Raw genomic sequence first — 11,234 nt, 5'->3', positions numbered from 1 at the left:
CTCCATCATCCCCTTCACGTTCAGGTCTTCGACCGCCACGAGGTCGTACTCCCGAGCGTAGTACGCCGAGAGCTTGTGCAAGAAGTCGCGGCGCTTGCGTCGGAGGTCGGCGTGACATTCCGCGACTCGCCGCCGTTGCTTCTCGTAGTTGTTCGACCCGTGTTGCTTCCGCGAGAGCTTCCGTTGTTCGCGCTCCAAGCGGTCGCGTTCGTCCGAGAGGTCGAGTGACCCGACCGCCGTGCCGTCGGTGTCGTGGGCGTACTTCAGGATGCCCACGTCGATACCGACGCACTTCTCGGGGTTCTCAGGCGGTTCGGGTAGTTCCCGGTCCATTTCGACGCCGAAGGTGGCGAACCACTCGCCCGTCGGTTCCTTCTTGACCGTGACCTGCTTGAGTGTGGCGTCGTCGGGGATGGGTCGGTGGAGCCGAATCGGTATGTCCGCGAGTTTCGAGAGTGACAGGACAGTCTGACCGCCCTTCTTGTCGAGCTTGAAGCCAGACTGGCTGTAGGTGAAACTGCGGAACTCGCGTGGCGGCTTCCACTTGAGTTGACCGACGCCGTAGCCGTTCTCCTTGAGTTTGGAGAGGCTGTTGAGGTTATCGAACAGCCGTTCCACGACGGTTTGGAGAACCTTTGAGTACACGTCCGAGAGGCCGTCCCACCACTTCTTGAGGTCGGGTAACTCCGACCGCAGGGAGGTCATGGACGGCAGTTCGCCGTGTTCGTCTTGGTACTCGTTGAGCCGATAAAGCGTGTGGTTGTACAGTTGCCTACAAATGTCTCGGTGGCGGTCCAACTCCTTGCGGTGGGCGTCGGATGGATTGAGACGGTATTTGTAGGCGTAGTACATTCGTTACTCTCGTTCCTTGATTAGTTCGTCCAGTTGTTCGCGGACGAACGACGAGAGGTTGAGGTGTTGGTCCTCTATCCACTCGTCTTGGTCTTCCCGGATGGTGATTGTCTTCCGTTTCACCGTAATGCACGGTATGCACGTTACACGTATAGTAGTTTTGGTCGATCGTTGGCCTGTGGGCCGAGCGTCGAAGGTGTTTGAGAATTGTGCGGCGTTGACGAGACGCGGCGTCTCGTCCGCACACAAGAGCTTCGCTCTTGTGAACGCTGTATCCCCTCCCTGCTCGCTCCCGTTGGTCGCTCGCTGAGGAAGGGGGCTTAGCGCCTCAATCAGCTAAAACGGGGCCTTCGAACCGGACGCCCCCGACGCTATCGCCTGTTCCGCCGACAGATACTCTATCGCGTGTCCCGTAGCCGGACTCGTGAACGCCGAGACCGACGCCGCTCCGGCCGTGCTCTTCGACGGTGTCTGCAACCTCTGTGTCGGGTCGCTCCCGTGGCTGCTCCGGATGGACCGCCGCGACCGGCTCCGTTTCGGGACGCTCCAGTCCGAGGCCGGGATGGAACTGCTGGAACGCTGTGGCCTCCCTCGGGATTACGACCGAAGCATGGTCGTCGTCGAGGGCGAGACCGCGTACACGGATTCGGATGCCGTCGTCCGGCTGGCGTGGCTGTTGGGGTTTCCCTGGGCGCTCGGTTCGGTCGCCGCCCTCGTCCCCGAACCGATCCGCGACCGCACGTACCGGTGGCTGGCGCGGAACCGCTACGGCTGGTTCGGGACGCGGGAGACGTGTCTCGTCCCCGATAGCGACCTCGTGGACGGAGACCTCCGCGATCGGTTCGTCGGGTGATCCGACTCCCCGCGCCGTCTGTGGGGATCCCTGCGGCCCAGCCGTGATGTAAGATCCCTGCGGCCCAGCCGTGATGTGAGATCCCTGCGGCCCAGCCGTGATGTGACCGCCAGCCACACCCGGATTCGCTTCGACGGTCTTAAGTGCGTCATCCGCCTCGCTCAACGTGAGACAGGCGTCGCCTGTTTCACGCCGTAGTAGCCCACGAGGCTGAAACTACGGAGGTGAACGATGGCAGATTCGATACAGGACGCAGTATCCCGCGCACTCAGCGAATCACCCGAGCGGAACTTCCGCGAGACGGTGGACATCGCTGTCAATCTGCGCGATTTAGACCTAGCTGACCCCAACAACCGGGTGGACGAGAGCATCGTCCTACCTTCGGGTACGGGCCAGGACACGCGGATCGTCGTCTTCGCGGAGGGCGAGACAGCCCTCCGTGCGGAGGACGTCGCAGACGAAGTACTCGATAGCGACGACCTCGAAGACCTCGGAGACGACGACAACGCGGCGAAAGACCTAGCCGACGAGACGAACTTCTTCATCGCGGAGGCCAGCCTGATGCAGGACATCGGCCGGTATCTCGGGACCGTACTCGGTCCCCGGGGGAAGATGCCGACACCCCTGCAACCCGACGACGACGTCGTCGAGACGGTCAACCGGATGAAGAACACGATCCAGGTTCGCTCCGGCGAACGGCGTACGTTCCACACGCGCGTCGGTGCCGAGGACATGGATTCCGATCTGATCGCCGACAACATCGACGTCGTCCTGCGCCGACTGTTTACGGACCTCGAAAAGGGGCCCCAGAACATCGATTCGGTGTACGTGAAGACGACGATGGGACCGGCAGTGGAGGTGCCCGCATGAGCGCCGAGGCCGAACGCAAGACCGAGACGATCCCGCAGTGGAAACGCGAGGAGACCGACTCGATCGTCGAGTTCCTCGAGAGTTACAGTTCGATCGGTGTCGTCGATATCACCGGGATTCCGAGCAAACAGCTACAGGACATGCGCCGTGAACTCCACGGCACCGCGGCGCTTCGCGTCTCGCGGAACACCCTGATCGAGCGCGCGCTCACCGAGGTCGACGACGGCCTCGAGGACCTCGCCGAACACGTCGAGGGACAGATCGGCCTGATCGGCACGAACGACAACCCCTTCGGACTGTATCAACAGCTCGAAGCCTCGAAGACCCCAGCCCCGATCAACGCCGGGGAGGTCGCCCCGAACGACGTCGTTATCCCGGAAGGCGACACCGGCGTCGACCCGGGGCCGTTCGTCGGCGAGCTTCAGCAGGTCGGGGCGAACGCCCGGATCGACGGCGGGTCGATCAAGGTCGTCGAGGACTCGACCGTGCTCTCGGCCGGCGAGGAGGTGTCGGCCGACCTCGCGAACGTGCTCACGGAACTCGGTATCGAGCCCAAGGAAGTCGGACTCGACCTCCGTGGCGTGTTCTCCGAAGGCGTGTCCTTCTCGCCGGAGGAACTCGACATCGACGTCGAGGAGTACGTCGCGGACATCGAAGCGGCGTCCAGCGCCGCACGGAACCTCTCGCTCAACGCCGAGTATCCGACGGCTCGGACCGTGCCGTCGATGCTGGCGAACGCGGCCGGCGAGGCGAAGTCCGTCGGGCTGTCGGCAGCCGTCGAAAGCCCCGATCTGGCCGACGACCTCGTTTCGAAGGCCGACGCCCAGGTTCGAGCGCTCGCGGCGACGATCGACGACGAGGAGGCCCTGCCGGAGGAGCTTCGCGGCGTCGAGGCCGCCCCCGCGGCACCGGCAGCCGAGCCGGCGGACACCGATGGAGACGAGGACGACGGCGAGCCAGTGGAGGCCGACGCCGACGAACCGACCGACGAAGACGATGCCGAGGACGACGCCGACGACGGTGGCGATGCGCTCGGCGACATGTTCGGGTGACTATCAATGGAATACGTTTACGCAGCACTCATCCTGCACGAGACTGACGAAGAGATCAACGAAGACAACCTGACCGGCGTGCTCGAAGCCGCCGGTGTCGACGTCGAGGAATCCCGCGTCAAGGCGCTCGTCGCCGCGCTGGAGGACGTCGACGTCGAGGAAGCCATCGAGACGGCCGCCGCGGTCCCCGCGGCCGGCGGCAGTGGCGGTGCGGCCGGCGGCGCGGCCGCCGAGGAAGCCGAGGAAGCCGAAGAGGCAGCCGAAGAGGAGGCCGAGGAGGCTGAAGCCGACGACGAAGAAGACGATGATGACGACGAAGAGGGCGGCGAAGGCCTCGGCGAGCTGTTCGGATAAGCGGCCATCGGCATTCACATCTTCTCGTTTTATGGCGCCAATAGCGGTGCGGTCGTGGGTATCTGCGATGTTTGCAGAAGTGCAAGGGGAATGCCCCGAGGCTTGCCCCCGAGGTGCTTCACGTACCGCGTCCACGGCGAGGTTTATATACGAGAACGCGGCCAAGCCTGCTCGATGGAGGTGACACTCGCGCCGCGGGCGACGGTCCTCGCGCTCTGTTTCGTCGCCAGCGGCGTCGGCCTCGGTACGATAAGCGGGCTCGTACCGGGACTGCACGCAAACAACATGGCGCTGTTGCTCGCGGGGATCGCGCCGTCGATTCCGGGGCCGCCGCTGTACGTCGGAATGGCGATGCTCGCCGCGGGCGTCGTCCATACGTTCTTGGAGATCGTCCCGACGCTCGCGCTCGGGGTTCCGGATCCAGCGATGGCGGTCGCGGCACTCCCCGGACACCGGCTCGTCCTGGAGGGGCGCGGCCGGGAGGCACTCCGGCTCTCGGCGCTCGGAAGCGCTGCGGCGGTCGTCCTCGCCGCCCCGCTTGCGATCCCGATCACCCGCGTGATGGTCCGGCTGTGGCCGATCCTTCGGGCAAACCTCGCGCTCGTCCTCGGCTGTGTCGCGGCGGCGCTGTTTCTGACCGAACGCGGGACGTCATCGAAACTGGTGGGCGCAGCCTCGTTCGCGCTGAGCGCACTCCTCGGGCTCGGAACCCTCGATCTCTCCCCGGAGGCACCGCTGGCAGCGGGTGGCATGCTCGCGCCGCTTTTCGCCGGACTGTTCGGCGCGCCCGTACTGATCGACGCGATCGGCGGCGACGGCGTCCCGCCGCAGGACGATCCCGCGGTCGCGGCGTCGAAACGGAGCGTTCTCGGGCTGTCGGGGCTCGGCACGCTTGCCGGCGCCATCGTCGGGTACGTCCCGGCGGTATCGAGCGCCGTCGCGGCGACGCTCGCGCTGTTGGCCGTTCCGGGCCGCTATGGGGCCCGCGGGTTCATCGTCGCCACGTCGGGAGTGAATACGGCCAATACGATCTTTGCGCTGTTCGCGCTCGTCGCCCTCGGAGCGCCGCGGACGGGCGTGTTGGTCGCCGTCGAGTCGGCGTCGGTTCCGCTCTCGATGCCACATTTACTCGTCGCGGTCGTCGTCGGGGCGAGCGCCGGGGTGTTCGGGGTGCTCACGATCGGCGGCCGATATCTCGCCGTGGTGGGCCGGATGGATCCGACGCGGCTCTCCGTCGGGTTGCTCTGTGCACTCGGTGTGCTCTCGTATCTGTTCGCCGGCGTTCTCGGTGTCGGTGCGTATCTGGCGGCCACCGCGGTCGGGCTCGTCCCGGCCCGGTTTCACGCCCGCCGGGCGAACCTGATGGGGGTACTTATCGGGCCGATACTCATCGGGTGACACGTCCGACGGGCCGGTGCTCATCGCCCCCGGCGAGCACCGGTCCGGGTTCAAGCACCGACACGCTGGTGGGATAGTCCGTACCGACGTCCGGCGCGTTCACAGCCGATACTCGGGGCCCCTATCGGTGTCTTGGACCTCGACCCCGAGCGCTTCGAGGTCGTCACGGAGATCGTCCGCCCGGTCGTAGTTGCCGGCCTTGCGCTCGCTTTCACGCAGCCCAAGGACCAACTCGACGAGTTCGCCTGCGAGGGTCACATCGCCCTCCGCGCTCCCCTCGAAGTCGAAGCCGAGCACGCCTTCGGCGAACTCCTCGAAGGTCTCTATCGTCCGTCTGAGCCCGCGGTAGTCGTACTCGTCGCGCCCGTCGAGGTGGCGGTTTGCGGCCCCCGCGAGATCGAAGAGCGCGGCGAGACCCTCCCGCGTATTGAAATCGTCGTTCATCGCCCCGGTGAACGACCGGCGGGCGTCCTCGACGGCGTCCCGAAGCGGGGACTCGACTTTCGTCCGGGCATCCGGGCTGTCCGCGGCCGAGACGACCCGATCGTAGGCGGCCTCGAGTCGTTCCCACCGCTCGATCGCCTCCTCGATCGCGCTTTCGCTGTAGGTCTGCGTCGAGTTGTACGACGCCGAGGTGAAGAACATCCGGAGCGGATTAACGCCGAAGCGTTCGACCGCCTCGCCGACGGGAATGAAGTTATCGAGGCTGGAGGACATCTTCTCGTCGTCCATCTCGAAGAGGTCCGCGTGGAGCCAATAGCGCGCGAACTGTTCGCCGGTCGCCGCCTCGCTCTGGGCGATCTCGTTTTCGTGGTGTGGGAAGACGAGATCGCGCCCGCCCATGTGGATGTCGATCGACTCGTCGAGATGTGTCATCGACATCGCCGAACACTCGACGTGCCAGCCCGGCCGGCCTTCCCCCCACGGCGACTCCCAGGTCTCGCCGCTGGGGTGGCTTCCGTACTCGCGGTCGTCGTCGCGGTGCTCTGCGACCGCGGCCTCGGAGACGCCACCGGCCTTCCAGAGTGCGAAGTCAGCGGGGTGGCGCTTCTCGGAGCGTTCGGCCTCCGCCCCCTGGGATTCGACGTCCTCGATCGACTGGTTCGAGAGCTTCCCGTACTCGGGGAACTCGGTCACGTCGAAGTAGACGGAGCCGTTGGACTCGTAGGCGTACCCCTTCTCGAGCAGCGTCTCGATCAGGTCGATGATCTCGGGGACGTGCTCCGAGACGCGGGGATACACCTCGGCACGTTCGAGGTTGAGCGCGCGCATGTCGGCGAGTAGCTGTCGGATGAACTCCCGGGCGACGCCGGGCTCGTCGTCACCGAGCGCGCCGCCGTCGGTGTGTTCGCCGACGCGAGCGACGATCTTCTCGTTCACGTCGGTGATGTTCTCGACGTGGCGGACGCCGTAGCCGAGATGTTCGAGCCACCGGTGGATCACGTCGACGTGGACCCAGCTTCGGGCGTGACCGAGGTGGGCGTAATCCGACACCGTCAGCCCGCAGTAGTACAACAGGACGTCGTCGGGATCGGCCGGTTCGAACGGTTCGCGCTCACCCGAGAGCGTGTTCGACAGACGGAGCGTCATTGGCGGAGCCTCGCTCGCGGGCGGTTTCAATGCGTCGCTTGCCCGCGTTCCAGCGCGTCCTCGAGGGCGCGGACGGCGTCGGGTCCGTCCCGACGCTCGACGACGACGGCGACGTGACCGTCGGTTCCGGCCGCCGCCCTAGCATCGATGCCGGCCGTTCGGGTTCGTCCGAGGACCGCTTCGAGCGCCGACGCGTCGACGTCGCCGGCCGCCACGACGGCGGTCAGGTCGCCGCAATCGGCCGCGAAGGTGTCCCCGCCGACCGTCACGATGCCGTCGTCGTCCGCCCCGTCCCGCCGACCGACGCCCGATTCCATCGAGACGCTGACGCGGCGGTCAGCTCTCCCGTAATCGTCGAGCTCCTCGGCGTATCGGCGGAGCGCGGCCGCGACCGCGTCAGTGTCGCCGACGTCGAGGAACTCGGCGGCCGCGGCGTAGTTGAGGATCCCCGCCCGGAGTGCGGTGTGGACAAACGGGTGCGCCCGGACGGCGGCGCGAGCGTCGGCGGCAACGGTCATACCCGTGACGTAGCCCGGAGTCCTAAAGGTCGTATCGGTCGACGGAACCTCCCGAAGCCACTAAGGACGCCGTCGCCCAATACCGATGTATGCAAGCGCTCGTCATCGTCGCCCATGGGTCCCACCTGAACCCCGACGCGAGTACCCCGACGTACGACCACGCCGATACGATCCGCGAGGCCGGCGTCTTCGACGAGGTCAAGACCGGCTTTTGGAAGGAGGAACCGTCGTTCCGGGAAGTACTGCGGACGGTCGAAAGCGAGGAGGTCTACGTCGTCCCGCTTTTCATCTCCGAGGGCTACTTTACCGAAGAGGTAATCCCCCGCGAACTCCGGCTCGACGAGTGGGATCTCGACGAGTGGGACTCCGACGGAACGAGTGCGACACACACCACCCTCGAGGCGGCGGACGTCGAAAAGACGGTCCATTACTGCGGCCCCGTCGGTACTCACGACGCGATGAGCGACGTCATCGTTCGGCGGGCCGAAAGCGTTACCGGTGACCCCGACGTCGGTGAGGGGTTCGCCCTGGCGGTCGTCGGCCACGGGACGGAGCGAAACGAGAACTCCGCGAAGGCCGTCCGGCTCCATGCCGACCGGATCGAGGGGATGGACCGCTTCGAGGAGGTGAAAGCGCTGTTCATGGACGAGGACCCCGAGATCGACGACGTAGCCGACTTCTTCGAGACGACGGACGTCGTCGTCGTCCCGCTTTTCGTCTCCGACGGCTATCACACCCAAGAGGACATCCCGGAGGACATGGGGCTGACGGACGACTACCGAACCGGCTGGGAGACGCCGAGCGACGTCGACGGCCACCGGATCTGGTACGCCGGTGCCGTCGGCACCGAGGCGCTCACCGCCGACGTACTCATCGAACGCGCGGCCGACGCGGGCGCCAACGTGGGCGATGCGATCGAGGAGATCCGACGGAAGACCCGAAGCGCCGGTGCGGACGCGGAGGCGGGGGCGGGTGACTGACGTGAACGACACACAACTCGATGCGTTGCTGTCGGCGGCCGACGATGGGGTCGAATGTGACGGCCTCTCGGTCACCCGAACGGACGGCGGCTATCGCTTCGAGACACCCGAGGAGACCCACACGGGGCTTTCCCAGCCGGCGCTTCGTGAGCTCGCCGCCCAGAACCCGTGGTTCGTCTCGAACTGGTATCACTGGAACCGGACGGACCGTCCCGATACCGAGCGGGCCTACCTCCGGTGGCTCGAAGGCGCTGACGAGCGGACGGTCCCGGAGCGATACGAGTGGCTCGCCGACGGCGGGATCGTCGCCTCTTGGGGCGAGCTCCGGATCGATATCGCCCCCGGAGCCGACGGGGAGCGGGTCTATACGGTCCGAAACGGAGCCGACGGCGAAGTCGCCCCCGAGGAACTCGACGTCCGGACCGACCCGGCCGACGCGAGAGGGCTCCTCAAGCGTGACGATCGGGGCCGATACCGCCCCCTGAAGACCGCGCCGACGCTCCCGACCGGATGGGCGTTCGTCGATCTCGATGGCCCGGCGCTCGCCGAGACCGTCGAGTACGTCTACCCGGCGACGATCGCGAACTGGTATCTCGAACGCCGCGGGGACCTCGACGTAAACCACTGGCGGGAGACGATGGAGCGACAAAGCGGTATCTACGGCGTGATCAAGACGTGGGACCGCGGCGAGGGCCACGAGCACGTCGATTGGGTCGCGGAGGCCTGCTGTGACGACAGCCAGTGTCTGAAACGCCGCGAGTGGCAATACGACGACGAGACCGAGTTGGACGTCGATGGCGGGGACGGGGCCTTTCCCTGCCGGGAGCCTTGCTCTCTCGTCGTGACGGCCGCCCGCAAGTGGACGAAACTCGAGGGCGAACGCTCCCGGACCTACGAGTTCGAGTTGACCCCGAGCGAGAAAGAGCAAATCGAGGAGATCATCGGTACCGTCGCCGACGGCGACGTCGAGGACGTCCGTGAGGCGGACATCTACGACGGTGCGAACCGCTACCGGGCGCGGTTCCTACGGGCGAAACGGTTCGATGACGAGGACCGTCTCTGTGGCGTGCCGACCGATGAGGACGGCGTGTGATACGTACTCACCACGATCACCGCAGCAGGTAGTACGCGGCCACCGCAGCGGGTAGTACGCGATCACCGCAGCGGGTAGTACGCGATCACCGCAGCAGGTAGTACGCGGCCACCGCAGCAGGTAGTACGCGATCACCGCAGCAGGTAGTACGCGGCCACCGCACAGAGTCCGGCGGAGACGAGCCCGAGTCCACCGACGGCGACATCGACACCCTCGCCGGCGAAGACCGCGGCGGCGGCGAGCAACACGGCGACGCTTCCGAGGACGACCACCGGGAGAACCCGGAAGACGGGCGGCGTCCCCGGTTCCGGGTCGCTTTTCGGCGTCGTGAGGTCGGGATCGACCGGGACCTCCTTGCGGCCGATCGTCGGATCGAGCGTGACTCGTACCTGGCGGGTTTCTTGGCCGTGGCCGACGACGACTTCGAGGGTGCCGCGAACCGTCTCCTCGGGCCACACCGACGGATCACGGGTCTCGACGCGGACGCGGCGGCTTTCGTTGGATCCGACGTAGTGGTTCGTCGCCCTGATACGGGCGACCTCCGAGAGCCTGTCGTCCACGTTGAGATAGACGTGGGCCGCCTCACCGTGGTTGTACAGTTTGACGTCGAAGGGCCCGTTGGCCTCGAACTCCGTCGGGACAGCGAGCGTGTGTAACCCGTCACGGTTGACCGCGACGGCGAGCGAATCCGTCACGTCGTCACACACTCCCGGTACGGTTAAAAAATATACCGGTCGCGCTACGCCGCCGCCTCGTCGCGCATGTCCGGCGGCAGCAGGTTCGGGATGCCGTCCTCGATGGGGTACTCCTCGCCGCACTCCACGCAGACGAGCCGCCCCTCGAGGATCTCGTCGTCGTTCTCGCGGATCACTTCGAGTTCGAGTTCGCCTTTATCCAGCGGGCAGCACAGAATGTCCAGCAGCGACTCCTTCATACTACTGCCTGCGACGGCGGACGGCAAAAGTATGGTGGGTCGCCGCGGGTCGGGTGGTGGGTCGACGTGGGTCGGGTGGTGGGTCGACGTGGGTCGGGTGGTGGATCGCCGCGGGTCGGGTGGTGGGTCGACGTGGGTCGGGTGGTGGATCGCCGCGGGTCGGGTGGTGGGTCGACGTGGGCCACGTACGGGTGCGAGAACGCGGCGGCGAAGACCGCCGCCGTTTCGGTCTCCGCGGTACGACAAGCGTTATAACCGTATAGCCGGCAGTATGAGCCATCCGTGACCGGTGGCACGTACACCCTCTGTATCGAACTGCGACGCCCCGCGACGATCGAGGTCGGTGCGCTCGGAGGACATCGGTTTCCGGCCGGGGCATACGCCTACACCGGGAGCGCGTTCGGCTCCGGTGGGTTCAGCCGGGTCGACCGCCACTACGAACTCGCCGCCGGGGAGCGAGACACCCGCCACTGGCACGTCGATTACCTCCTGGGACACGGGGACGTCTCGATCCGGGGGGACGTTCGGACGCCGGGTGCCGACATCGAGTGTACGGTCGCCGCCGAGCTCCCGGCATCGCCCGTCCGGGGGTTCGGCGCATCCGACTGTGACTGTCCGTCGCACCTCGCCTACGACGAGGACGGCGGGCGACTGCGGGACCGTGTCAGTCGCGCCCACCGGGCCGCCGACGCCCCCGAGTGACGGCGCGGCCGGTCGGCCACTCCGGGCGATCGGACGAT

13 protein-coding genes are annotated in these 11,234 nt (G+C 66.4%); 8 read left to right on the top strand and 5 right to left on the bottom strand.

Annotation, left to right across the window (positions count from 1 at the left end; all coding sequences use genetic code 11):
- Positions 1–852, bottom strand: an 852-nt coding sequence (locus HZR14_RS11860; RefSeq protein ID WP_181693084.1) for an RNA-guided endonuclease InsQ/TnpB family protein, incomplete at its 3' end; no start/stop codon positions are given.
- Positions 853–1,276: 424 nt separating this feature from the next.
- On the opposite strand from HZR14_RS11860, the gene HZR14_RS11855 reads away from it, so the two are divergent.
- From HZR14_RS11855 to HZR14_RS11835, 5 genes are all read left to right on the top strand, one after another.
- On the top strand, positions 1,277–1,705 hold the full coding sequence (locus tag HZR14_RS11855; RefSeq protein ID WP_181693083.1) for a thiol-disulfide oxidoreductase DCC family protein: 429 nt from the start codon (positions 1,277–1,279) through the stop codon (positions 1,703–1,705).
- A 231-nt stretch (positions 1,706–1,936) separates the two neighbouring features.
- Positions 1,937–2,575: a 50S ribosomal protein L1 gene (locus HZR14_RS11850; protein ID WP_181693082.1), complete on the top strand. Its 639-nt coding sequence runs from the start codon at positions 1,937–1,939 to the stop codon at positions 2,573–2,575.
- Complete coding sequence (locus HZR14_RS11845) at positions 2,572–3,627, top strand: 50S ribosomal protein L10 (protein ID WP_181693081.1); 1,056 nt, start codon at positions 2,572–2,574, stop codon at positions 3,625–3,627. Before HZR14_RS11850 ends, HZR14_RS11845 begins: the two co-directional genes overlap by 4 nt.
- Before the next feature lie 6 nt (positions 3,628–3,633).
- Positions 3,634–3,981: a 50S ribosomal protein P1 gene (rpl12p, locus tag HZR14_RS11840; protein WP_181693080.1), complete on the top strand. Its 348-nt coding sequence runs from the start codon at positions 3,634–3,636 to the stop codon at positions 3,979–3,981.
- 174 nt (positions 3,982–4,155) lie between these two features.
- A complete protein-coding gene (locus tag HZR14_RS11835) occupies positions 4,156–5,379 on the top strand; it encodes a tripartite tricarboxylate transporter permease (RefSeq protein ID WP_181693079.1) in 1,224 nt (407 codons plus the stop codon).
- A 99-nt stretch (positions 5,380–5,478) separates the two neighbouring features.
- On the opposite strand, the gene cysS is transcribed toward HZR14_RS11835, so the two are convergent.
- Positions 5,479–6,969, bottom strand: coding sequence for a cysteine--tRNA ligase (cysS, locus tag HZR14_RS11830; RefSeq protein WP_181693078.1), 1,491 nt, complete (start codon positions 6,967–6,969; stop codon positions 5,479–5,481).
- A gap of 26 nt (positions 6,970–6,995) precedes the next feature.
- Positions 6,996–7,487 (bottom strand): DUF7523 family protein, encoded by a 492-nt coding sequence (locus tag HZR14_RS11825; protein ID WP_181693077.1) that lies wholly within the window; start codon positions 7,485–7,487, stop codon positions 6,996–6,998.
- An 89-nt stretch (positions 7,488–7,576) separates the two neighbouring features.
- On the opposite strand from HZR14_RS11825, the gene HZR14_RS11820 reads away from it, so the two are divergent.
- Both HZR14_RS11820 and HZR14_RS11815 read left to right on the top strand, forming a co-directional pair.
- Positions 7,577–8,467 carry a CbiX/SirB N-terminal domain-containing protein gene (locus HZR14_RS11820; protein ID WP_181693076.1) on the top strand — a complete coding sequence of 297 codons (891 nt, stop codon included), beginning with the start codon at positions 7,577–7,579 and terminating at the stop codon, positions 8,465–8,467.
- 1 nt (position 8,468) lies between these two features.
- Complete coding sequence (locus HZR14_RS11815) at positions 8,469–9,560, top strand: DR2241 family protein (RefSeq protein WP_370464983.1); 1,092 nt, start codon at positions 8,469–8,471, stop codon at positions 9,558–9,560.
- 131 nt (positions 9,561–9,691) lie between these two features.
- Here the strand turns inward: HZR14_RS11815 and HZR14_RS11810 are convergent, their stop codons facing one another.
- Both HZR14_RS11810 and HZR14_RS11805 read right to left on the bottom strand, forming a co-directional pair.
- Entirely contained in the window at positions 9,692–10,255 is a 564-nt protein-coding gene (locus HZR14_RS11810; RefSeq protein WP_181693074.1) for a DUF7524 family protein, read from the bottom strand.
- A 44-nt stretch (positions 10,256–10,299) separates the two neighbouring features.
- Positions 10,300–10,494: a methytransferase partner Trm112 gene (locus HZR14_RS11805; RefSeq protein WP_181693073.1), complete on the bottom strand. Its 195-nt coding sequence runs from the start codon at positions 10,492–10,494 to the stop codon at positions 10,300–10,302.
- 282 nt (positions 10,495–10,776) lie between these two features.
- Between HZR14_RS11805 and HZR14_RS11800 the strand changes: the two genes are divergently transcribed.
- Positions 10,777–11,196: a GIY-YIG nuclease family protein gene (locus HZR14_RS11800; RefSeq protein ID WP_181693072.1), complete on the top strand. Its 420-nt coding sequence runs from the start codon at positions 10,777–10,779 to the stop codon at positions 11,194–11,196.
- The last annotated feature ends 38 nt before the right edge of the window (positions 11,197–11,234 follow it).

Origin of the sequence: Natronomonas salinimetallica (assembly GCF_013839515.1) — an archaeon.
Lineage (GTDB): Archaea > Halobacteriota > Halobacteria > Halobacteriales > Haloarculaceae > Natronomonas.
This window is presented reverse-complemented; position numbering and strand designations above follow the sequence as displayed.